Source organism: Xanthomonas sp. LMC-A-07 (genome assembly GCF_030208825.1).
Classification (GTDB): domain Bacteria; phylum Pseudomonadota; class Gammaproteobacteria; order Xanthomonadales; family Xanthomonadaceae; genus Xanthomonas; species Xanthomonas campestris.
In genome coordinates, this window is the sequence record NZ_JARVTF010000014.1 from 159,366 (window position 1) to 182,376 (window position 23,011).

The following is a 23,011-nucleotide window of genomic DNA, read 5'->3' on the forward strand; positions in this document are numbered from 1 at the left end:
CGATTCCGAGCACCGGCCGCGCCCGCCTGGGGGCTGCGCAGTCGGTTTGAAAACTGCTCTAAGCGCGTCGCTTCGGCGCCGCGCTACGGCTGCGTTTCTTGCCCGGCAATGCCGGTGCCGGCGCTTCGGTGGCCAGTGCGCCGCCGTGCTGCAGCTGCTCCATCCACGACAAGGCATCGACGTAGGCGAGGAAGTGCTGCAGATAGCCGGGCGCCTGCGCGCGCATCAGGCTGATGCACCGATGCACCAGCACGCTGGAATTGAGCGGGCCGGCATCGGCGGGCGCGTCCTGCAGCGATTGCCGCACCTGGCTGGCGGTGCGCACCGTGGCCCAGGTGCGGCGGAAGTCGTCCAGCGCCGGCAACTCGGGGAATTGCGGAGCATGCGCGGCATTGCCGGTGCTGCTGTCGCTGAGCAGTGCGGTGTGGCCGGCCATCTGCGTGAGCAGCTCGCTCAGTGCCTGGCGTGCGGAGACCGGTGCAGGCGCAGGTGCGGCGCTGCGCTTGTTGCGCGCGCGCGATTTGGGCGCGGCCGGTGGTTGTGCCGGCGCAGGTACGGGCGCGGAGACCGGCGCCGGCTGCAGCGCCTGTGCATAGGCCGTCACCAACGCGGCAAGCTTGTCTTCCAGCACCTGACGCACGGCCGGCGGCTGCGTGGCGGCACGTGCCTGCAAGGTCTGCATCAGATGGAAGCGCACCGGGTCGCGCTGGTCGGCGCCTTGCGCGCGCCACTGTTCCAGCTGCGCCTGGGTGGATGACGCGGTGCGGCTCATCGTGGTGTAGCAGCAGCGGCAGCAGCGGTGGCCGACGGGCGCGGAATCGGCGCGATTTCCACACGGCGGTTCTTGGCGCGGCGCGTTTCGTCGGCATTGGAATCCACCGGCTGTTGCGAGCCGAAAGCGGCCGCGAACACCGAAGAGGCGGGCACGCCTTCGGCGATCAGCGCACGGGTGACGGTGAGCGCGCGTTGCGCGGACAGTTCCCAGTTGTCGGCATAGCGACGGTTGCTGTCCAGCACCGGGCGGTCGTCGGTGAAGCCGCTGATCATCAGGATCTCTTCGCGCGACACCAGGTACTCGGAGAGTGGCGCGGCCAGGCTCTTCAATACCTCGCGGCCTTCCGGCTGCAGCTGGTCGGAATTGAGCGCAAACAGCACGCTGCCGCGGATGCCGATGCGGCCGTTGACCAGGGTGACGCGGCCGGCGGCCAGCGGTGCGGCCAACGCCTGTTCCAGGGTCTTGCGGCGCTGCGCTTCGGCCTGGCGTTGCTTGACCTCGTCGTCCAGGCGGCTGGACAGCTGCAACTGCACGCCGATCACGCCGACCAGGATCAGCACGAACGCGCCCAGCAGCACCGACATCAGGTCGCCGAACGCGGCCCAGATCGGTGCGGCGGATTCGCCATCAAGGTCGATCTCATCGCTCATGCCGGCTGCGCTCCATTGGCGTCAACGCGGCGGTCATCGAGCATGCGCAGTTCTTCGATGATCTGCTTCTGCGAAAGCATGCTCAGGTCCACTACTTCGCGCGCCTGCGCCACGTAATACGCCAGCTGATCGTCGCTGCGCGCCTGCGCGGCATCCAGTGCGCCGGCGATGTGCTGCAGGCGGTCGTTGAGTTCGCCGGTGGAGGTGCTGAACAACTGCACCGCGTGCCCAAACGCATCGCCCAGGCTGGCCACTTCCACCGCGCTGCCGGTGACCTGCGCGGCCACCGCCTCGAGTTTGCTGGTCTCGGTGCCGATCTGTTCGGTGAGCTGGCTGCCCACACGCTGCAGCAGATCGGCCGAGGTGCTGACCAGTGCATCGACGGCGACGCGTTGTTCGGTGGAAGCGTGATTGACCGCGTTGAGCAAGGTGTCCAGCGTGGCGAGCAGGCGGCTGCGTTCTTCCAGCATCGCGGTGTCGCGCACCATGCTTTCGGAGAGGTTCTGGCGTAGCTCGGCCACGACGTCGGCAGCGGCTTTGGGGGCTTCGGCGGCGATCTGCATCAGGCGCGACACTTCGGCGATGGTGGCGCTGGCCTGTGCCTGTGCCTGCGTGGAGAGCTCGCTGGCGGTGGCGGCCAGGGTGTCGCAGATGGCCTGTTGTTGCTGCGCCACCTGCTGGCCGGTGTGTTCCCATTGCGCGCTCAGGCGCGTGCTCATCGCGGTGAAGCGCTCGCTCCACAGCGCCAGGCGGGTGTCGTCGCGTGCTTCCAGTGCGGCCTGCAAGTCAACATGCGCCTGCTGCAGCGTGCCGATCAACGCGGCGGCGTGCGCCTCGCTGCTGGCGGTGGCTGCGCTCAGTGCGCCCTGGTGCTGTGCGGCCAGCTCCGCGCTGGCCTGCTGCTGTTGCGCCAGCGCGGCATTCCAGGCATCGGCGGTCTGGCTGCTGGACTGTTCCAGGCGCGCGGACACCGCATCCACCAACGCTTCGGAGCGGGCTTCAAACGTGCTGGCGAAGTGCGTCAGCGTGGTGTGCAGTGCATCGGTCAGGCTTTGGTTGGCGCGTTGCTGCTCGCTCGCTGCCGCCGTCCAGGTTTGCGCGGCAGTGGCGGTGCTGGCAGCGAAGCCGGTGCTCAGCCCATCGAGCTGTTGCTGCACCGCCTGGCCCACGCCGTCCTGCAGCGTGGTGCTGTGCTCGGCAATCTGCTCCAGCGTGCGCTGCAATTGCGCGCTGAGCGCCTGGGTGGACTGCTGGTGTTCGGCCAGCACCGCGGCCCAGCCTGCCGCCGCCGCGGCGGTGCTGTGCGCAACGCCATCGTTGAGCGCAGCCAGTTGCTGCTGCACCGCCTGGCCAAGGTTGTCCTGCAGTGCGGTGGTCTGCGTGGCGAGTTTTGCGAGGGTGCTCTGCAGTTGTTGTGTGAGCGCCTGCTGGGCCTGTTCCTGCGCGGTGAGCGCGGCCTGCCAGTTGGCGGCGGCAGCGCTGGTGCTGCGTTCGAATCCGTCTGTCAGCACGCCCAGCTGCTGCTGCACGGCCTGGCCCACGCTGTCCTGCAGGGCAGTGGTCTGCTGCGCCATCTGTGCGAGCGCGTGCTGTAGCTGTTCGGTCTGCGCCTGCTGCGCACGTTCCTGCGCGGTCATCGCCGTGCTCCAGTGCGCGCTGGCGGCGCTGGCACTGTGCGCAAAGCCGGTGCTGATGCCTTCCAGTTGCTGCTGCACCGCGTCGCTGATGCGCGCATGCAGGGCGGTGGTTTCCTGTGCGATGCCGGCCATGGTGGCGGCCATCGCCGGCTGCAATGCATCGCCCACTGCGCGGGCGCTGTCGGCCATACCGGCCTGCAATGACTGCTGCAGGGACTCGGCCAGACGCAGGTAGGCAGCTTCGGTGCGCGCGTGGAAGTCGGCCTGCTGCGCGGTGAGCCGTGCATCGGCGGCGCTGCTGTGCTGTTCGATGCTGGCCATCAATGCCTGCAGGCGATCGATCAGGGCCGGCATCAGCGCGCTTTGTTGCTGCTGCAGCTTGAAGGTCTCGCCACGCTGGTGCGCGTCCGAATACGGGTGCAACGCAGTGGCGATCTTCAGGTCGAGCTGTTGCACGGCCTGCAGGCGCTCACGCCGGCACAGCGCCGACAGCAGCCCGAGCATGGCCGAGGTGGCAACGCCGGCGATGGAGGTGCCGAACGCGAATGCCAGGCCTTCCACCGGTGCCGCCAGCGAGCCGCGGATGGCCTGCAGGTCGGTGGCGCTCTGCAACGCAAAACCGGTGCCCTTGAGCGTGGCCATCATGCCAAGCAGGGTGCCGAGCATGCCCAGCAGCACCAGCAGGCCGACCAGGTACGGCGTGAGCACCGGCGCCGGCAGCGCCACGCGTTCGCCCTGGATGCGCAGGCGCACGGCGTTGCGCAGCCCGGCGGGCACGGTCTGCAGCCAGTCGGCCAACGCGGCGGGTGCGCTGCTCACACCTTCGAGCGCCTGCTCCAGCGCAATGGTGGCTTGGCGGTAGCGGTACAGCTCCAGCGCACCGGCGATGTAGCAGGCACCGATGACCGCGGCGACCAATGCGCCAAGCGGGTTGGAGCCGAGGTAACCGATGCCGACCCAGCACACCGCCAGCAGGCCGACAAGAAACACGAAAACGGACACGAGAGTTCTGAACATGACGTCCCAATTAGCGGGTGCGAAGCGCTGCAAGCAGGCCTTCGATAGGGTGAAAACGAACTTCCAGTTCGGCGAGCAACACGCTCTGCAGATCGTTGCGGAACACGTCCAGCCAGGCATCCGAGCCGGGGCGTGCTGGCGCGGTGTCGGTGTCCTGCGCGGGGTGGTGGGCCGCGCGCAGGCGTTCGAAATGGGTGCCGAGCAGGGTGGGCACGGTGGCCAGCAGGCTCTGCTCGCGCGGGCTGAGGGTGAGTTCCATCACCGCGTCCACTTCGGCCAGGCGCGCCATCTCGCCGTTGCCCGATTGCGCCAGCATGTCGCGCAGCCGGCCGCGCAAATCGCCGGTGGTGCTGCGCATGCCGCGCTGCATGGCCAGGTAGTGCTGCCGGAACGGTGCGTAGTCGGCCAGTGGTGCGGGGGCGCCTGCGGCCGCGGCGGCGCGGGCCTCGCTGCGCAGCCGGGTGAGCAGCGTGTCCAGCTCGGTCACGCAACTGGTGGCCAGGGTGGCGCGCAGGCGCGCGCAGTCGTCGGCACCGATGGCGTTCACCTCGGGCAGCGTTTCGGCGTCGGGCAGCTTGCCGTCCAGTGCCTTGGACACGGCAACGGCGCGCGTCCAGTCGATCCACTGGCTCAGCCGATCGGCCAGCGCGTGGTTGGACTGCGCGACGTGGACGTCGGTGAGGCGAGCGAGCAGGCGAATGAACGCCGGGCCCGAGAGGGGCGCCCGTGGAGGAGCTTTCGCCATTCTTCCGGTCAAAGACCGCGCATTTTACACGGGAATGACAGCCGCTCCCTTTGCCGGGGCGGGCGGGCGCTGCGGCGGGCGGTGGCGTTCATGGAGGGGGAATCGGGAATGGGGAATCGGGAATCGGGAATCGGGAATGGGGAATGGGGAATGGGGAATGGGGAATGGGGATTCATCGGGGCGCGGGGAGATCGCGGGGAGATGGGAGGGGATGGGCTTTCCTCCAGGCGGCTGCTTGGCCATGCAAGCTTTGCCGGTCGCAGCGCGGGCAATGTCTGTGGGGAGAGGCAGCCATTGCCCGCAGCCCTTGCATCCCGCCGATTCATGAAGCCTGTTCATGACCCCATGCCGGGAAATGGGCTCCGGACGGCGCCTGTGTTTGCTAAAACGGGTAGGCATTGGCGGCTGTCCGAGCCGCCGCGTGCGCCGGCTGATTCGGGCCGATCTGGCAGTGCCAGGCCCTCGCCAGCGCCCAGGCGCCCGGTGGCGCGCAGCCCGCCCGTCCCCCTCAGGAGCACCCACATGAAGTTCGATACCCCCGCAGGCGCCACGCCCGCCGACCAGCTCAAAGTGCTGGGTCAGCCGGTCGACCGCGTGGATGGGCCGCTCAAGGTGACCGGGCAGGCCCGCTACGCCTATGAATGGCACGACCAGCCCGGGCAGATGGCCTACGGCTACATCCTCGGCGCGGCGATCGGCAAGGGGCGCATCACCGCACTGGACACTGCCGCCGCACTCGCCGCGCCCGGGGTGATCGCGGTGCTTACCCACCAGAACGTGCCCGCGCTGGGCACCGGCGACTTCTATGTGCAGCGGTTTCTGGCCGCGCCGCAGGTGGACCACTACCATCAGCCGGTGGCGGTGGTGGTGGCGGAGACCTTCGAACAGGCCCGCGCCGGTGCGGCGCTGGTGCGGGTGCGCTATGCGCGTGAGCGCGGCCACTACGACCTGGCGGCCGAGCAGGCCAGCGCCCCGGTGGCGCCACAGGCGCCATTCGGCGGGCCGCCGCAGACCGCCCAGGGTGACTTTGCCGCCGCCTATGCCGCCGCGCCGTTCACCGTGGATGCCACCTTTCGCACGCCCGACCAGGCGCACGCGATGCTGGAGCCGCACGCCACCATCGCGCGCTGGGAAGGCGAGCAGCTGATCTGCCACACCGCCATCCAGCAGATGAACTGGGGCACGCGCGACCTGGGCAAGGCGCTGGGCATGCCCAAGGAGCGCATCCGGCTGCTGTCGCCGTTCATCGGCGGCGGCTTCGGCGGCAAGGGCACCGCACAGGCGGATCTGGTGCTGGCGGCGCTGGCCGCGCGCGTCACCCGACGGCCGGTCAAGCTGGCCCTGCAGCGCCCATTGATGTTCAACAGCACCATCCACCGGCCGGCGACCCTCCAGCGCCTGCGGCTGGGCGCCGGCGCCGACGGGCGGCTCACCGCGATCGGCCATGAAAGCTGGTCCGGCAATCTGCGTGGCGGCCGCAGCGAGCCCACCACCTTGTCCACGCGCGCGCTCTATGCCGGCGCCAACCGCATGACCGCGGTGCGGCTGGCGGTGCTGGACCTGGCCGAAGGCAATGCCATGCGCGCGCCCGGCGAGGCGCCTGGGATGATGGCGCTGGAAGTGGCCATGGACGAACTGGCCGAACGCGTGGGCATGGACCCGGTGCAGCTGCGCATCGTCAACGACACCCAGGTGGATCCGGAGCAGCCGCAGCGGCCGTTCTCCACGCGGCCCTTCATCGCGTGCCTGCGCAGCGGCGCGCAGCGCTTCGGCTGGTCGCGGCGCAACCCCACGCCGGCCAGCGTGCGCGACGGCCGCTGGTTGATCGGCATGGGCATGGCCGCGGCCATTCGCGGCGCGCCGATCTCCAAGGCCGCTGCGCGTGCGCGGCTGGATCGCAGCGGCACGCTGACCATCGAAACCGACATGACCGACATCGGCACCGGCAGCTACACCATCGTGGCGCAAACCGCGGCCGAGCTGCTCGGCCTGCCGCTGCACCAGGTGGTGGTGCGGCTGGGCGACTCCAGCTTTCCGGAAACGCCCGGTTCCGGCGGGCAGCAAGGTGCCGCCTCGGTGACTGCCGGCGTGTATGCCGCCTGCATGCAGCTGCGCGAGACGGTGGCGCAGCGCCTGGGCATGCCGGTGGACCAGGCCCGCTTTGCCGACGGCCAGGTGCACGCCGGCACGCGCTCCATTGCGCTGGCACAGGCGGCCGCCGGCGGCGAGCTGGTGGCCGAAGACGCGATGGAGTTCGGCACGCTCAAACAGCAGTACGCGCAGCAGACCTTCGGCGCGCATTTCGCCGAGGTTGCGGTCGATGCCGACACCGGCGAAATCCGCGTGCGCCGGTTGCTGGCGGTGTGCGCGGCCGGGCGCATTCTCAATCCCAAGACCGCACGCAGCCAGGTGATCGGCGGCATGGTGATGGGCGTGGGTGCGGCGTTGATGGAAGACATGGTGGTGGACACGCGGCTGGGCTTTTTCGTCAATCACGACCTGGCCGGTTACGAGGTGCCGGTGCATGCGGATATCCCGCATCTGGAGGCGCATTTCATCGACGAGGTGGACCCGACCATGTCGCCATTGAAAGCCAAGGGCGTGGGCGAACTGGGGCTCACCGGCGTGGCGCCGGCGCTGGCGAATGCGGTCTACAACGCCACCGGCATCCGCGTGCGCGACTACCCGATTACGCTGGACAAGTTGTTGGCGCAGTTGCCGCGACGGGCGGGATGAGTGGTGGTTACGCGTGGTGTGCTGCGGCAATGCGCAGTGAGCTGATTGCGTCGTGATCTGGGTCGGTCGCAGGCGTTGCCGAAGCTGTCTTGCGACGAGGACGCGACAAGATGCAGCCCTGGCAAAGCGGCCTGACCGGGGTTTAGATGTGCTGCATTTGTGTGGGCAAGTGTGGTGCTCGCCAACGCACTTGAAGCGGCAAATTCGTTCATTCCAAACGCAGATGTGTGGCCAGGCGGTTCGAGAGTAGAGCCGTAGCTTGGGAAGCTGCAGCGCACATGGCGAGTGCTCGCGTTACGAGCAGATGCGAGCGTGCCTGCTAGGCATGCAACTGGTTCCACAGTTGAGTGCGCCTGCAGCGTCAACAATGCATTTGGATAATGCGGATGGACATGCGCTGCTGCGGATGTGTCGTGCGTGTCAAAAAGCGCTGCAGAATCGCGGTGTTGGCGGCCGCAGACACACTGTTTCAGGCATTGAGAAGCCGGCAATTTAACCAATTCAGGTTCGCCGCCGCTGTCGCCTGGTGGACCCGGTTTTGTAAGGTGAACGGGTATAAGCTGCGGGCCGGGGACATTCCCCAACGAGGTAAACACAATGGACCGCTCTGACATGCAAGTGTCCGATCTGCTGGTCTTGGAGCTGCAAGGGTTCCACGACGCCTATGGCAGTGGACCGGACTTCTGGGACGCTTATCAACGCATCATGACCACCGCCGCACAGGCCGGTGGCGACGTCATCGCGCTGGCCAACGAAATGGCTGCGCTGGCACAAGGCCTCGGCGCGGTCGGCCGCGCGCAGCTGTTGTAATCCGCTGAGCGTGCATGGCGCTGCGGCGTAGCGCCATGCGCGCGCTGCCGCCACACGGCTCACTCCACGCTGCCGCAGTGTTCACGCCTGCCTGCGGCGTCCGCTTCTAGACTCCATGCAATCGATGGCACGCGCTGGTGGAAACACGGGCGCTGCCAGTCGGGGCGTCGTCTGGCAACCGTGCAGTGCACCGTTGCCATTGCATGCGTCCGTTTGCGCACCGCGCCGCCCCAACCCGCTGGATGCGACCAGTCCCGCCATGTTGAGGAGTACGGTCGTGAACGAAGGAGAAGGGTGCGTGCGTCTGCATCTGGTTGGCGGCCCGCAGGATGGGCAGACGCTGCAGGCCGATTCGGCGCCGGAATTGCTGATCCCCGAGGGGTATCAGATTTCACCGTGGCCCGGCGGCGAGTTCGGCATCCACTGGCGGCACGAACTCAATCTGGCCTGCCCGCATGATTCGATGCCCGAAGGCGACGTGCATGACGCCCTCGGCGTGCACTGGCGGCGGTATCTGGTGCTGCGGCGGCAGGAGGACTAAGAGCAGCTATCAAAACTACTGCGCAGCCGCAAGGCGGGCGCGGCCGGTGCTCGGAATCGGCATGTACCCCCGTACACTCCGGTTCCTCCGCGCCGTCCGCACCCACATGACGACTGCTCGCTACGTTGTGTTAGCCGCTCTAAGCGGGCAGGGCGCTGTTCGACCCGCCATTCCGCAGCGCGAGCGGGGGGATTTGCTGTAGCCGCTGTCGTTGACGTTTCGCTTGGTCATTGCGCGACTGTTTGCCTGCAATGCGCTTGATGACGTTGAGCTGCTGTGCGTGCCCTGGTCGTGCCAAGTGCAGCGGACTTCCCGCTGGCCGGCCCGTCTAGGAGAAACGGCGCAGCCTGCAGCGAGGTTCAACGCTTGATGTTGGTGACAGGCGCCGTGCGCGGCAGTGGTGCGGCGCAGGCAGCAGATGCATCGGAGGCGCAGCGACCGCTCGCCTCAACCGCAACGCGCGTACGGCACGACAGCGGCGCCTGGCCGGCTGTCGTCTTGCGGCGTGCTTATTCCGCGTCCGCGTCCGCGGCGGCCTTGGCGGGCGCAGCTGCTGCAGCCGGGGTCTCCGGCGCGCCACGCTTCTTTTCACGGCGCAGCGGCGTGTCGCCCAGGCGCTCGATCGCACCGCCGGACTTCTGGAATTCTTCCAGATCGGCGGCCAGGCGCTGTTCGGACAAACGCGGCTTGCCCGGCTGGTTGCTGACGGTCATCGACTGGCGGCGGGAATTATTCATCGCAAATCCTCATGCGTTGTAGAGCGTCAAGGGAATGCCCCGCCGGCGTTGATCGTCGTAGGTGGCACGCACGTCGCGGCAATACGGCCCGGACATGACGAAGCGACGGCAGATCGCCGGGCGCGTTTCGTAGATGGAGCAACACATGCGCGCGGCATCAATGGCCACGCACCAGCCTTCCTCGTCGCGCGCCATCACGTGCCAACCTTCCGGTGTCACGCTGGTCAGATGGTGTGGGATGCGGTCGGTTGGATCGACCAGGACGGTGAGCCGGCAACAGACGGCGTCGCAGCGTTCGCAGAGATTCTTGATGGAAAAGGCCAGAAAGATGAGGAGGCGACACCGGACTCCGGCCGCCCTTGCACCATACACCCTGGGCGTATCCGGGTGTGAACCGTACCCGGGCGGCAGCTGTATCAGACATGCTTGGCGGTATTGGCGTGGATGTAGATGGCAGTACCGCTGATCGCTTTGGGTGCCGATCGACAGATGCAGCACTCCACAGCGTCCTGCGTCTGCATGCTCCGCATGCAATGCGCTGGCCAGGGTCCCGATGTCGATCTGCATCGTGCGAGCAAGGCCAGCTGCGTCCATCGCCTCGTGCTGAGAGTGCGGCGATGCCACGCGCCACGCTCCAGCCAATCGGCAACGCGTTGTGTTTGTGCAGCACATGCGAAGGCAGTTTTCACTGCCATTGGCGATGCACGGCCGTAGCGTGTGCGAGTACGCGGGTCTGTCTACCCGCCCTGCAGGAGAACCTCATGAGCACATCCCATTCGACCCCGTCCACGCACGCCGCCAACACGCAGCACGAGCAGGCGCACGAGGAGGACAAAAAGCAGGACGAGCGCCAGGACGAAGCGGTGGAAGAAACTTTCCCGGCCAGCGATCCGGTCTCGCCGTTCGTACCGGCCAAGGCGCCGGACTAAGCGCCGCTATCCAAACGACCGCGCAGCAGCCAGGCGGGCGCGGCCGGTGCTCGGAATCGGCAGGTACCCCCGTACACGCCGGTTCCTCCGCGCCCTCGCACCCACCTGAAGACTGCGCGCTACGTTTTGTTGGTAGCTCTAAAGCAGTCCACGCGCGCTGTACGCGTCACTCAGCATCAAGTGCAGGAACGACAACGGCGCGGCCCTCAGGGACCGCGCCGTTGCGCTTTCTGCAGGATGCGTGTGCCGATCAGGGCGTCAACACCACCTTGCGGCAATCGTCCTGCTTCTTGTCGAACACCTCGTAGCCACGCGCGGCCTCGGCCAGCGGCAACCGGTGCGAAATGATGGCACTGGGCTTGAGCTCGCCATTGCCGATGCGCTCCAGCAGGTAGGGCATGTGCTTCTGCACGTGGGTCTGGCCCATCTTGAAGGTGAGCCCCTTGTCGAATGCATCGCCAAACATGAAGGCATGGATGAAGCCGGCATACACGCCGGGCACGCTCACCGTGCCGCAGCGGCGGGTGGCGGCGATGCACTGGCGCAACGCCACGCCGCTGCTGCCTTCCAGCTTCAAGGTGGTCAACGCGGTTTCCAGCGCACTGCCTTCGGCTTCGAACCCCACCGCCTCGATGCTGGCATCCACGCCGCGCCCATCGGTCTGCGAGACGATGATGTCGGCCGGGTCGTCGATTTCGTCGAAGTTGATCGGGATGACACCGTAGGTGCGCGATGCGAAGTCCAGCCGGTAGGCGTGGCGGTCGACCATGAACACCCGTTCGGCGCCCAGCATGCGGCAGCACGCCGCCGCCATCAGGCCGACCGGGCCAGCGCCGAAGATGGCCACGGTGGACCTCTGCTTGACGCCTGCGTCCACCACCGCCTGGTAGCCGGTGGGCAGGATGTCGGAGAGGAACAACACCTGCTCATCGTGCAGGGCATCGGGCACCACCAGCGGGCCGACATTGGCCTTGGGTACGCGCACGTATTCCGCCTGCCCACCAGACAAACCGCCATAAAGATGGCTGAAGCCAAACAATGCCGCAGGCGGGCGCATGTCCTTGTGGTTGAGCGCCGCACCCTTGCCGGTGTTGGTAGTTTCGCAGGCCGAAAATTCCTGCAGCAGGCAGTGGAAGCACTGGCCGCACGCCACCACGAACGGAATCACCACACGGTCGCCCGGACGCACTGCGGTGACATCCGGGCCCACCTCTTCCACGATACCCATGAATTCGTGGCCGAGAATGTCGCCAGGGCGCAGGTCGGGAATCTTGCCGTGATACAGATGCAGGTCCGAACCGCAGATCGCGGTGGCGGTCACCCGCAGGATCAGGTCGTCGCGTTCCACCAGCAACGGGTCGGGTACCGTTTCAACCCGCACATCGCGCGAGCCGTGATAGTTGAGGGCGAGCATGCAGTTCTCCGTGAGGGCCGGCGGTCAGCGGCAACGCACGCAGTGTTGATGGGGCGGCGTTAAAAACCTCAGCACGGCGCGTGCGTGTGATGTGGACGCGCACGCGCAGCGACGCGGTGTTGATGCGCAGGTCACGCGTGGCTAACCCCGCCGCTCGCAGGCTGGATCGACTCGCACGGTGGCTGTAAGCAGCTCGCGCCGCTGGCCATCTTCAACAATCCACACTCTGCAGGAGACCGCAATGGGAAGCATCTTGAAGCTCGTGACCGCCGGCGCCGTGGGCGTCATCGCCTACAAGGCCTGGCAGCGCCGCCAGGGGTTGGCGACTGATACGCAGCAGGGCGATACGCAGCAGGGCGATACGCAGCAGGACGGCAGCACGCCGCCGCATGGCGACCCGCTGCGCGGTGCCCTGCAGAATGACGCCCAGCGCGATACGCAGCACGCTGCAGGCGGTCGCGCGCAGGCGCTCGGTGCGTTGTCGGTGTTCCACGAGCAAGAGCGCACCCTGGCGCAGCTGGCCGTCACCAAGGGCGTGGTTGGCGAGGTGCTGGAATTCGCCCGCAAGATGGACCAGGCGCATAGCGCCGCACTCACCGACCTCAGCCGCTTCGGGCCGGATCGTAGCAGTGCGCAGGCCAAGTCCACGCTTGCCCAGTTCGAAACCGGGCGCAAGCGTCTGGACGGATTGCATGCACAGGAGTTCGAGCGCGAATACCTGCAGGCATCGGTGATCAGTCACGAAAAGGCGCTCGCCGTGCTGGACGCGCAGGTCAGCAGCGAGCCGGGCTCCAGCGACCTGGGCAAGGAGCTCAAGCGCGAGCGCGACATGATTGCCGAACACCTGGAGCATGCGCGCGGGCTCAAGGCCAAGCGCACGCAGACGCATTGATCCGACTACCAGCGCATCCGGCAGACACACGCCAACGGAAAACGCCATGAGCACAGCAGACGCAAACCGCAAACCCACCGACATGGAACACGTGAGCATCAGCGAGGAATGGGAGCTGCAGTATTGGGCCCGCGAACTCGGCATGTCAGAAGACGATCTGCGGGCTGCGGTCGAGGAGGTCGGCAACGTCACCACCAAGCTGCGGGATTATCGGCCGCCGCATTGAGCGGTGTGTGATGCCTGCTTGCAGGCTGCGCCTGGCCGAGCTGTAGGTGCGTGTTGCCGGGTGCCTGCTGAGTTGATCAGTAGTGGAAGTGATGGGAAACAGGGGCGGCCACGGTCGCCCTTGTTCTTTTTGCGTCGGCAGATCGCATTTGAGGGCATCGATTGCATCCGAGCCAGTTGCACATGCGTGGGTACACGAGGCGCAAGGTGCTTGTTCCCCCCTTTACATCCTCGTGTTCGTTCGACCACCAAAGTCATGAGAAATTGCTGCACACCGGCACTCGTCCTGTGCTCGGCTGCGTGACGATTTGCTGCGCTGATGTGATTCTGATGGTGGCTTAGCGTGGTGTCGTCAGATACCGAGATCGATCCCAAAGCGCAGGCAGCGCCCACTCGCCCTGTGCTCGGCTATGTGAAGATTTGCTGCGCTGTTGTGATCCTGATGGTGGCTTAGCGTGGTGTCGTCAGATACCGAGACCGATCCCAAAGCGCAGGCAGCGCCCCTAGCTGGTAGCCGCTGGCATTCAATCGCGGAAGCTCTGCCCGAGTCGATGCGGCATCGGTTCTTCATGGCCCACTTGTCGCTCAATCACTCAGTCACGCAGTCGCTTGGTGGGCCGCGAGCAGCACTCGCTGATGCTAGAGAAGCCGCTCGAAGGCGGAGATGGCGGGGCAACGTTTCGCGTTCGCATCCCTGCCTATGCCGCCGGGTCTCGAGTGATTGATCCAAACAAGTCTGCGCGTGCCCAGCACTACGCTCAACATGTAGGCTTGCGCTGCTGCCACGCTTCTCAAAGCCGAAGCTCTACTTCAGCCCCGTAAAGCTCAGCACCTCAAGCCTGCGCGCAGCCATGCCGCCCCTCACGCATCCTCCGCCACCGGCTGTTCGAAGCCCGCCGCCTGGCGTTGCCATAGGCTGTCGAACACGCCGCCGCGTCCGCGTAGTTCGGCCGGGCTGCCGTCTTCGACGATGCGCCCGTCCTGCAGCACCACGATGCGGTCGAAGCCGATCACCGTGGACAAGCGGTGGGCGACCGCCAGTACCGTGCGGCCGCGCATCAGATGGTCCAGTGCGGACTGGATCTCTGCTTCGGATTCGGTGTCCAGCGCGGAGGTGGCTTCGTCCAGGATCAGGATCGGGGCGTCCTTGAGGAACGCACGCGCAATGCCCAGGCGTTGCCGCTGGCCGCCCGACAGCATCACGCCGCGCTCGCCAACCAGCGTGTTGTAGCCCTGCGGCAGTTCGCGGATGAAGCCATCGCAGAAGGCGTGCCGTGCCGCAGTGTGGACCTCGGCATCGCTGGCTTCCGGGCGGCCGTAGCGGATGTTGTCGGCGATGCTGCGGTTGAATAGCGCGGTTTCCTGCGGCACCACGGCAATGCGGTCGCGCAGGCTGTCCTGGCTCACGCTGCGGATGTCCTGGCCGTCGATCAACACACGGCCCGATTCCACATCATCCAGCCGCTGGATCAAGGCGATCAGCGTGGACTTGCCGGCGCCGGATGGGCCAACGATACCCACCTTCTGCCCGGCGGGAATGTGCAGGTCCAGTGCCTCGATCACCGCCGGGCGGTCCGGGTAGGCAAAGCGCACGCCTTCAAAGCGCACGTCGCCTTCGGCCAGCGCCAGCGGTGCATCGGCATCGGGCAGGGCGTGTGGCTGCAGGATGATCTGCAAGGTATCGGCGATGGCGCCCAGCTGCTGCGTGGTGTCGACCAGGGTCAGCGCCAGGTCGCGTGAGCCGTGCAGGATGCGGAAGGTCAAGGCGCTGACCAGCACCACATCGCCGGCACTCACCGCGCCGCCGCGCCAGGCGCTGATCGCCCAGATCAGCATGCCGCCCGCCATGATCGACAGACAGATGTCGTGGATGACGCGGGCCTTTTCCACATACATCCAGCTGCGCCGGTGCGCGACCGCCTCGTGGCCGATTTCCTGCGCCAGGCGTGCGCTCTCGCGGTCGCGTGCAGCAAAGGCCTTGATCGTCCACACGTTGGACACCGCATCCACCAGCTCGCCGCCCACGCGTGCGGCCTGCGCGGCAAAGCGCTGATGCTTGGCACGGCCGCGGATGCCGAAGCTGGTGATGATCGCGGCCACCACCGCCACAAACCCGATCAAGGTGGCGGCCATGCGCCAGTCCACGGTGAACAACACCACGATGGCGCCGATGAAGTCGACGATGGGCGGCAGGATCTTCCACGCTAGGCCGCCATAGATCTGCCCGGCCGCGGTGCCCAAGGCGGTGATGCGGTTGCCCAGCGCACCGGCAAAATGCTCGGTGAAATAGCGCATCGGGTGGCCGGTGAGATGGCGGAATAGGTCCACCCGGATATCCACCACGCTGGCCACCACGGTACGGCAGCCCAGCCAGCCGCCCAGCCGCCAGAACAGGTTTTCCACCGCAATCAACCCGATGAACAGGCCCAGCGGCGTCCACACATCGGCCTGGGTGCGCTGATCGGTGGACATGGCATCCACCAGCAGCTTCATGCCGTACTGCACCGCGACCGCGCAGCCGGCCGCGCCAATGATCAACACCAGCAGACCACCGAAGTGCCATGGGCGTTGGCAGATGTAGTGCCACAGAAAACGTGCCGGCCTGGCCGGCAGCAACTCCGATTGCGCGGCGGCGGCGGTACTCATGTGGCGATGTCGTCCAGGGCAAACTGTGGTGCGGAGAACCCGAAGCGCACCTGTTCGTGGCGCAGCTGCGCGGCCAGTTCGGCATGCACCTCGCGCTCGCCGGCCGCATCGGCGTAGCCGAGCAGCCCGGTGAGGCAGTGACGGTTGTTCTCCCAGCCGGGGTAGTCGAGCACCGGATACAGGCACAGCCCTTCCATCGCCACACCGCGCTGCAGCGCCAGCGCCACTTCGCCGCCCACGTGATCGAGCCAGCGGGCGCGGTGGTCGCCTTCGGCGCCGGTTTCTGCCACCACGATCGGGCGTTGATAGCGCTGCCAGATCTCGCCAAGCATCTCCGAGAACGGGCGATAGTCGGGCGAATCTGCCGCGATGGTGGCCCCGCCCAGATACCACTGATTGTTGGAGTAGTAGTTCACGCCAATCATGTCCAGGTACTGCGGCGCGCCGCCCAGGCCCGGCCATTGCGTGCCGCACAGCATGTCCCAGGCTTCGAACTGCGCCTGCCGCAGGCGTTCGGCTTCGCGCCGTGGCCCGGGGCGGTCGTTGGACGCGGCCACATGGATCGCCGGGTCCACCTGCACGAAGCGCGCGCGCGGCTCCACGCTGCGCACAGCCTCGATCGCGGCGATGCTCGCGCGCACCAGTTGGTGCTTGAGCTCGAAGCCACGCCCGCGCGCCAGTGGATGCATGCGGCCCTGATCGCCACCGGCCCACGCCCAGTACGAGATCTCGTTGAGCGGTGCATACACCGGCACCGCGTCGGTTTCGTTCTTGACGCACTGCGCCACCGCAGCGCTGAAACGCGCAAAGCGCTCCACGAATTGCGGGCGCCAGATATCCACGTCATCCGGCCACCCGTAATGGCACAGGTCCCAGATCACCTGGGTGCCGGTGGCCTGCGCCGCATGCAGCATCGGCAGGAAGCTGGACCAGTCGTAGTGGCCGGGCCGCTGCTCGATCAGATGCCAGCGCAGCCCATCGCGTACGGTGCGCAAGCCATGCGCGGCCACCGCGCGGTAGTCGTTCGCCGCCCAGCGGTCGTGCCGGGTGCCAGCAATCAGGTCAAGCCGGCGGCCATCGCGGCGGCGATGGGTGGAACACTCGAAACCGGCCATGAAAAAACTGTCGAACACTGTGGGGGTATGCATCTCACATCCTGCTGCACGACGCGCGCCGGAGCCACGTCGCATCTTCAAACCAGTGGCCGGCAGCACATGGCTGCCGGTTGGTGCGGTCATGCCTCATGCGGCGAGTTCGGCGCGGCGCTTGTGCTCGGCATCTTCGATGCGCTTGTACAAGGCCAGCGCCTGTCCCACCACCTGGTCCATGTTGTAGTACTTGTAGGTGCCCAGCCGCCCAAGGAAGGTGACGTTAGGCGTTTCCGCGGCAAGCCGCTCGTAACGCCGGTACAGCTCGGCGTTTTCCGCACGCGGAATAGGGTAGTACGGGTCGCCCTCGGCAGACGGGTATTCGTGGGTGATGCTGGTCTTGGGGTGCTGCTGGCCGGTGAGATGCTTGTACTCGGTGATGCGGGTGTAGGCCACCTCCTCGGCCGGGTAGTTGACCGTGGCCACTGCCTGAAACTGCTCCTGGTCCACGGTGCTGTGTTCGAACTTCAACGAGCGATACGGCAGCTTGCCGTAGCAATAGTCGAAGTACTCGTCGATGGGCCCGCAGTACACCAACTGGTCGTAGTCGAGCTCGTCGCGGATCTCGCGGTAGTCGGTGTTGAGCATCACCTTGATGTTGGGGTGGTCGAGCATGCGTTCGAACATACGCGTGTAGCCGTGCAGCGGCATCTGCTGGAAGGTGTCGGTGAAGTAGCGGTCGTCGTCGTTGGTGCGGGTGGGCACGCGCGAGGTCACCGACTTGTCCAGCTGCGAGGGATCCAGACCCCACTGCTTGCGCGTATAGCCACGGAAGAAGGTCTCGTACAGTTCGCGGCCCACCTGGTTGATCACCACGTCTTCGCTGGTGCGGATCTCGGCCACCGGTTCGGCGCGGCTGGCCAGGAAGGCGGCGGCTTCTTCTTCGCTGCGCAGCTGCAGGCCGTAGAGCGCGTTCAAGGTGGTCATGTTGATCGGGATCGGTACCTGCTGTTCGCCCACCTGCGCCAGCACGCGGTGTTCGTACGGCCGCCACTCGGTGAAGTTGGACAGGTAGTCCACGATGCGCTGCGCATTGGTGTGGAAGATGTGCGGCCCATAGCGATGGATCAGCACGCCGGCATCGTCGTGGAAGTCGTAGGCGTTGCCACCGATATGCGGGCGGCGGTCGACCACCAGCACGCGCTTGCCCAGGCCGGCGGCCAGGCGTTCGGCCAGCACGCTGCCGGCAAAGCCGGCGCCGACAATCAGGTAATCGAAACCACGCCGGCGGCTGCCGCCGCTGCGCTCGGTGGCCAGCGGTGCGCCGCCGGAAGCCTTCAGGGTGTCCATGTGATCTTCTCCTTCATCAAATCGTAGGTGTGATCCCAAGACATATCGCCCAGCACCGCGTCGGCGCGTTCCAGCAGCTGTTCGCGGTTGGCGCTGTCCTGCAACGCGGCCTCGCAGGCGGCGATGAATTCAGATGGGGTCTCGGCGATGTACACCACATCGGTATCGCCGTAGGTGCGCACCACATCGTGGATGGGCGTGGACACCACCGGGCAGCCGCCCGCCAGATATTCGGGCGTCTTGGTCGGGCTGATGTAGCGCGTGGAGGCGTTCAAGGCGAACGGCATCAGCGCCACGTCCCACCCGGACAGATAGCCGGGGAGTTCGTCGTAGGTCTTGCCGCCCAGGTAGTGGATGTTGTTGGCACGCGGCAGCTCGGCCGGGTCGATCTTCACCACCGGGCCGATCATCACGAACTGCCACTGCGGGCGCTGCGCGGCAATCTCACCGAGCAACGCCACATCGAACCGCTCATCGATCACGCCGTAGAAGCCCAGGCGTGGGTGCGGGATGTCGGCCTGATCCGGTGGGTCGTCCTGCGCAGTGCGCGCAGCGGCGAAATGCGCCACGTCCACGCTGCTGGGGCACGGGTGTGCGTTGGCATGCAGGGCGCGCTTGGCTTCCCAAATGCTGTAGCCGCCGGTGAACACCACATCGGCGCGCTGCAACAGCTCGCGTTCGCGCTGCACCAGCTCCGGCGGCGCGCCGCGGAAGGCGGATAACTCGTCCATGCAGTCGTAGACCACCGTGCGTGCCTGCAGGTGATCGCTGAAGCGCAGGCTCATCGGCGTGTAGTACCACAGCACCAGATCGCGCACGCCCAACTCGGCCAGGTAGCCGTCCAGCAACTGACGCTGCACCTGCGTGGCGGCATCGCCGTCGCAGCCGGCCGGCAGCCGCGGCACCAGTACCTGCACGCCGCCTTCTTCGCCACGCACCTGCAGCCAGGGCTCGGGCTCGTCGCAGGCGATGGGTTCTTCCCAGAACAGCAGGTTGGCGTCTTGCGCAAAGCGCGACATCAGATGTTGCGGGCGCTGGTAGACAAAACTCCAGCGCAGGTGCGACAGGCACAGCAGGGTCGGGCGTGTGGCATCGAACTGCGGTGTGGTCGCCGATGGCACGGCACGGCGGCTCTTGCCGATGTCGTATTGAAAGTGTCCAGCCCAACTCATGCAAGGTCCTCGATCGGGGGAAGGGGAATGGCGCCTCAGGCGCCGGAATGCCCGTGTGCGGGCAGCAAGGCACGTGCAGGCTCGTGACGGCGGCGCCCATCGCTGCCGGGCAGCAGCTTGCGCAGCGGCGCCACGCGTTCGCCCATCGGCGTGGTGGCGCGCGGGCGCACCAGGCGCGACTGCGCATAGCCTTCCGGATGCAGCGACTGCCAGCGCCAGGTATCGGCGCACATGCGCTCCAGGTCGTACTGCGCCTTCCAGCCGAGCAGTCGGTTGGCCAGCGCGGTGCTGGCGTAATACACCGCCACTTCGCCATCGCGGCGCGGCGCGAACTGCAGCGGAATACGTCGCCCGCTGGCCCGCTCGAACGCGGCGGCAACTTCGAGCACGCTGTGGCCCCGGCCGGTGCCCAGGTTGACCACCAGCCCCTGGCGCTCGTGGTGCAGATACTCGATGGCATCCACATGCGCGCGCGCCAGATCCATCACGTGCAGATAGTCGCGCACGCCGGTGCCGTCAGGGGTGGGGTAGTCGTCGCCGAACACCTGCAGCGCATCGCGGCGGCCCACTGCCACCTGGGCGATGTACGGCATCAGATTGTTCGGCACGCCACGCGGATCTTCGCCGAGATATCCGCTGGGATGCGCGCCCACCGGGTTGAAGTAGCGCAGCAGCGCGGCGTTGAATTGCGGCCAGGCCGCGCTCAGGTCGCCGATCATTTCTTCCATCATCAGCTTGGTGCGCCCATACGGGTTGATCGCCTTCAACGGCGCATGTTCCTCGATCGGGCTGCTGTTCTCGTCGCCGTACACGGTGGCGGACGAACTGAACACCAGGTTGGCCACCCCGGCAGTGCGCATCGCACGCAGCAGCGCCAGCGTGCCGGTGACATTGTTGTTGAAGTAGCGCAGCGGCTCGCGCACCGATTCGCCCACCGCCTTGAGCGCGGCGAAGTGGATCACCGCCTCGATCCGCTCGCGCTGCATCAGCTCGGCGAGCTCGGGCGCACGCACGTCCAGGCAATGAAACGCCGGGCGCGCGCCGATCAGATGGGCCAGGTGATCGAGCACGCGTTCTGATGAATTACTCAGATTGTCGACGATGCAGATCTCATGCCCGCGCCGCGCCAATTCAACGCAGGTGTGGGAGCCGATGTAGCCGGTACCGCCGGTGACCAGGATTCTCATTGCTGTGGGCCTTGTGGGGGCGCGGGCGCGCGAGCTAGCCAGTGGCGCGTGCTGCGACAGATCGCACGTCCGGGTGCGCATGTGTGATGGCCCTGATTCCCAAGGCGCACTGCTTCACCGCCGCGTGGTGCCTGCGGCAGGAAGTGGCAACGCGGAAGAGGTCATGCATCACGATCCAGTGGTGTCTACGGTATGGATCGCGCCGTTAGAAGAAACGCAACAGCAAGTATGCGCAGCGCGAGTGCGGCCTTGACCGGAAAATCACGCATGGACGTGGCTGCCAGATGCAGTATCTGATGTGCGCGCACATGCCGTGATGCGCAAACAAAAACGCCACTCGAGCCAGTGGCGTTGTAGAACGCAAAAAAGGCTGTGTTGGTCAGAGCGTGACCGCACCACCGGAGATGGTGAGCAAGGTGCCGGAGGTGTAGCTGGCAGTATCGGAGGCCAGCATCACGTAGGCCGATGCAAGCTCCACTGGTTGGCCGGGGCGGCCCATCGGCGTTTGCGAGCCGAAGCTTTCCACCGATTCTTCGTCCATGCCGGCGGGAATGAACGGTGTCCAGATCGGGCCCGGCAGCACCGCATTGACGCGGATCTGCTTTTCGGCCAGCACGCCGGCCAACCCGATGGTGAGATTGGCCAGCGCACCCTTGGTTGCGCCATAGGGAAGGATGTTTGGCGTGGGCTTCTTGGATTGCACCGAAGCGGTGTTGATGATGGAACCGCCGTCCTTCATCAACGGCACCGACAAGCGCACCAGGTTGAACACTGCGTGCACATTGGTATCGAAGGTCTTGCGCCACTCGTCCAGGGTGATTTCTTCGAAGCTTTGGAAGTACTTCTGGTAGCCGGCGTTGTTGACCAGGATGTCCAACCCGCCGAATTCGCTGTTGACCTTGTCGATCAAGGACGCAGCCTGGTTGGGGTCGCTGATGTCGCAGCCCACCAGCAGTGCGCGCACGCCGGCTTTTTCGATCAACGCACCGATGCGTGATGCGTCTTCCTGCTCATCCGGCAGGAAGGCGATGGCCACATCCGCGCCTTCGCGTGCGTAAGCGATGGCCACGGCGGCGCCAATGCCGCTGTCGCCACCGGTGATCAACGCGCGTTTACCTTTCAGCTGCCCGTGGCCCACATAGCTGTCTTCGCCGTGATCCGGGCGCGGGTCCATCTTGTCGGTCTTGCCGGGGAAGCCTTGCTGCTGCGGCTTGAATGGCGGGCGCGGGTAGTTGGGCACGGGCATGGTGATCTCCTGACGGGGAAGGAAGCTGGACGGTCAGTGTGGCCACGCAGAAGTAAACATCGGGCATAGGCGATGTCGCCGCGATGTGTGTTGGCTGCGCACACCGCCGCGCGGCACTCACCCGCTGCTGATTGCGGCGGTTCACCACGCAGTATTCATGCGTTTTTGCTGTGCTTGCTCGAATACTTTCGGTATCAGAGGAGCGTACAGATGATCTTTCGTCGTCATGGTTTGTCGTTGTGTCTGCTTGGGCTGACGCTGCTGTTTATCGCCGCCCAGGTGTATGCGGGGTTGCATGCCTATAACGAGGAACTGGCACAGTTGGGCCAGGCAACCCTGACGCTGGGTCAGTACCTGCGCAGCGGGCACTTCATCTCTGCGTTGTTTGAAAACTGGGAAAGCGAATTCCTGCAGATGGGCATGTATGTGCTGCTCACTGTCAAGCTGCGCCAGGTGGGCTCGGCCGAATCGCGGCCGCTCGATCCTGATGAAGAAACGAGCGAGATTGCGCCGGGCCGCACCCCGTGGCCGGTGCGCAAGGGTGGCCTGTGGTTGCGCCTGTACGAGCACTCGCTGGCCATCGCCTTCGGTGTGCTGTTCCTGCTGAGCTTTGTGCTGCATCTGCTGGGAAGCTGGCGGCTGGAACTGGCCGAGCGCGCGCAGCAGGGCCTGCCACCGATCAGTTTGCTGCAGCACTTCACCGATGCCGCGTTCTGGTTCGAGTCGATGCAGAACTGGCAGAGCGAATTTTTGGCGGTGTTCTCGTTGGTGGTGCTGACCATCTGGTTGCGGCAGAAGGACTCGCCGCAATCCAAGCCGGTGTCCGCACCGCATTCCCAGACCGGTGGCTGATGGGTGCTGCCTTCACGCAACGCTGCTGCACCTTCACCCTTCGGCAATGCGCGCGTGCCTAGCGTTGACCACAACGACACTGTGTCCAGAGCGGAGTGCATATGGGGACCGAACCGAAAAAACCGTGGGGTCCGGAAGACGACCAGAAGAAGCCGTTCACACCGCAGGAGCGGCGCAACGAGGACGTCAAATGGAAAGAGCACGACATGCCCGATGAAGACCGTGACGTCAACAAGGCCGACCCGGAGCACGATTACGAGCGCCCGGACGGCTCCGAACGGCGCTGACCGCCGCGCATCGGTGCAACGAACAACGCCCGCATCGCGCGGGCGTTTTTCATGTGGTGGAAAACGCAACGCGCA

Annotated in this window: 21 protein-coding genes and 2 other RNA genes; 10 read left to right on the top strand and 13 right to left on the bottom strand. The window is 66.1% G+C overall.

The window, feature by feature from the left end; translation table 11 throughout:
- Positions 1–58: 58 nt before the first annotated feature.
- The 4 genes from QRM89_RS15850 to QRM89_RS15865 are packed head-to-tail and all read right to left on the bottom strand — an operon-like array spanning position 59 to position 4,824.
- Complete coding sequence (locus QRM89_RS15850; protein ID WP_285448457.1) at positions 59–772, bottom strand: DUF2894 domain-containing protein; 714 nt, start codon at positions 770–772, stop codon at positions 59–61.
- Entirely contained in the window at positions 769–1,425 is a 657-nt protein-coding gene (locus QRM89_RS15855; protein WP_228417555.1) for an OmpA family protein, read from the bottom strand. Before QRM89_RS15855 ends, QRM89_RS15850 begins: the two co-directional genes overlap by 4 nt.
- The gene (locus QRM89_RS15860) at positions 1,422–4,079 is read right to left on the bottom strand and encodes a DUF802 domain-containing protein (RefSeq protein ID WP_285448458.1); all 2,658 of its coding nucleotides are present in this window, start codon (positions 4,077–4,079) and stop codon (positions 1,422–1,424) included. Before QRM89_RS15860 ends, QRM89_RS15855 begins: the two co-directional genes overlap by 4 nt.
- Before the next feature lie 10 nt (positions 4,080–4,089).
- Positions 4,090–4,824, bottom strand: a complete 735-nt coding sequence (locus QRM89_RS15865; RefSeq protein WP_011270032.1) for a DUF3348 domain-containing protein — start codon at positions 4,822–4,824, stop codon at positions 4,090–4,092.
- Between the two features lie 522 nt (positions 4,825–5,346).
- Here QRM89_RS15865 and paoC point away from each other — a divergent pair.
- From paoC to QRM89_RS15885, 4 genes are all read left to right on the top strand, one after another.
- A complete protein-coding gene (paoC, locus tag QRM89_RS15870; protein ID WP_285448459.1) occupies positions 5,347–7,560 on the top strand; it encodes an aldehyde oxidoreductase molybdenum-binding subunit PaoC in 2,214 nt (737 codons plus the stop codon).
- 597 nt (positions 7,561–8,157) lie between these two features.
- A complete protein-coding gene (locus QRM89_RS15875) occupies positions 8,158–8,370 on the top strand; it encodes a hypothetical protein (protein WP_011038791.1) in 213 nt (70 codons plus the stop codon).
- Between the two features lie 277 nt (positions 8,371–8,647).
- Complete coding sequence (locus tag QRM89_RS15880) at positions 8,648–8,911, top strand: hypothetical protein (protein WP_114999901.1); 264 nt, start codon at positions 8,648–8,650, stop codon at positions 8,909–8,911.
- 61 nt (positions 8,912–8,972) lie between these two features.
- A non-coding RNA gene (locus tag QRM89_RS15885) (sX9 sRNA) lies at positions 8,973–9,047 on the top strand.
- A gap of 373 nt (positions 9,048–9,420) precedes the next feature.
- Here the strand turns inward: QRM89_RS15885 and QRM89_RS15890 are convergent.
- Together QRM89_RS15890 and QRM89_RS15895 are read right to left on the bottom strand one after the other, a co-directional pair.
- Positions 9,421–9,648, bottom strand: a complete 228-nt coding sequence (locus QRM89_RS15890; RefSeq protein WP_014506434.1) for a hypothetical protein — start codon at positions 9,646–9,648, stop codon at positions 9,421–9,423.
- A gap of 9 nt (positions 9,649–9,657) precedes the next feature.
- Complete coding sequence (locus QRM89_RS15895; RefSeq protein WP_029217180.1) at positions 9,658–9,909, bottom strand: YkgJ family cysteine cluster protein; 252 nt, start codon at positions 9,907–9,909, stop codon at positions 9,658–9,660.
- 500 nt (positions 9,910–10,409) lie between these two features.
- On the opposite strand from QRM89_RS15895, the gene QRM89_RS15900 reads away from it, so the two are divergent.
- Positions 10,410–10,577, top strand: coding sequence for a hypothetical protein (locus tag QRM89_RS15900; protein WP_068573785.1), 168 nt, complete (start codon positions 10,410–10,412; stop codon positions 10,575–10,577).
- Positions 10,578–10,638: 61 nt separating this feature from the next.
- Positions 10,639–10,712: non-coding RNA, sX9 sRNA (locus QRM89_RS15905), on the top strand.
- A 115-nt stretch (positions 10,713–10,827) separates the two neighbouring features.
- Here QRM89_RS15905 and QRM89_RS15910 read toward each other — a convergent pair.
- Positions 10,828–11,991: a zinc-dependent alcohol dehydrogenase gene (locus QRM89_RS15910; RefSeq protein ID WP_011038786.1), complete on the bottom strand. Its 1,164-nt coding sequence runs from the start codon at positions 11,989–11,991 to the stop codon at positions 10,828–10,830.
- A 241-nt stretch (positions 11,992–12,232) separates the two neighbouring features.
- On the opposite strand from QRM89_RS15910, the gene QRM89_RS15915 reads away from it, so the two are divergent.
- Positions 12,233–12,883: a DUF4142 domain-containing protein gene (locus QRM89_RS15915; protein ID WP_285448460.1), complete on the top strand. Its 651-nt coding sequence runs from the start codon at positions 12,233–12,235 to the stop codon at positions 12,881–12,883.
- A gap of 46 nt (positions 12,884–12,929) precedes the next feature.
- The gene (locus tag QRM89_RS15920; protein WP_012439379.1) at positions 12,930–13,109 is read left to right on the top strand and encodes a DUF3606 domain-containing protein; all 180 of its coding nucleotides are present in this window, start codon (positions 12,930–12,932) and stop codon (positions 13,107–13,109) included.
- Between the two features lie 860 nt (positions 13,110–13,969).
- Here QRM89_RS15920 and QRM89_RS15925 read toward each other — a convergent pair.
- The 6 genes from QRM89_RS15925 to QRM89_RS15950 form a co-directional block, all read right to left on the bottom strand.
- Complete coding sequence (locus QRM89_RS15925) at positions 13,970–15,754, bottom strand: ABC transporter ATP-binding protein (RefSeq protein WP_285448461.1); 1,785 nt, start codon at positions 15,752–15,754, stop codon at positions 13,970–13,972.
- A complete protein-coding gene (locus QRM89_RS15930) occupies positions 15,751–16,902 on the bottom strand; it encodes a beta-glucosidase (RefSeq protein WP_285448462.1) in 1,152 nt (383 codons plus the stop codon). Before QRM89_RS15930 ends, QRM89_RS15925 begins: the two co-directional genes overlap by 4 nt.
- Positions 16,903–16,995: 93 nt before the next feature.
- Positions 16,996–18,192 carry a UDP-galactopyranose mutase gene (gene glf / locus QRM89_RS15935; RefSeq protein ID WP_103701952.1) on the bottom strand — a complete coding sequence of 399 codons (1,197 nt, stop codon included), beginning with the start codon at positions 18,190–18,192 and terminating at the stop codon, positions 16,996–16,998.
- Positions 18,180–19,364, bottom strand: coding sequence for a glycosyltransferase family 1 protein (locus QRM89_RS15940; RefSeq protein ID WP_285448463.1), 1,185 nt, complete (start codon positions 19,362–19,364; stop codon positions 18,180–18,182). Before QRM89_RS15940 ends, glf begins: the two co-directional genes overlap by 13 nt.
- Positions 19,365–19,399: 35 nt before the next feature.
- Positions 19,400–20,551 carry a UDP-glucose 4-epimerase GalE gene (gene galE / locus QRM89_RS15945; RefSeq protein ID WP_285448464.1) on the bottom strand — a complete coding sequence of 384 codons (1,152 nt, stop codon included), beginning with the start codon at positions 20,549–20,551 and terminating at the stop codon, positions 19,400–19,402.
- A 379-nt stretch (positions 20,552–20,930) separates the two neighbouring features.
- Positions 20,931–21,797: a glucose 1-dehydrogenase gene (locus QRM89_RS15950; RefSeq protein ID WP_011038778.1), complete on the bottom strand. Its 867-nt coding sequence runs from the start codon at positions 21,795–21,797 to the stop codon at positions 20,931–20,933.
- A 210-nt stretch (positions 21,798–22,007) separates the two neighbouring features.
- On the opposite strand from QRM89_RS15950, the gene QRM89_RS15955 reads away from it, so the two are divergent.
- Entirely contained in the window at positions 22,008–22,649 is a 642-nt protein-coding gene (locus tag QRM89_RS15955; RefSeq protein ID WP_285448465.1) for a DUF6766 family protein, read from the top strand.
- Between the two features lie 101 nt (positions 22,650–22,750).
- Entirely contained in the window at positions 22,751–22,936 is a 186-nt protein-coding gene (locus QRM89_RS15960; RefSeq protein WP_012439371.1) for a hypothetical protein, read from the top strand.
- Positions 22,937–23,011 lie beyond the last annotated feature (75 nt).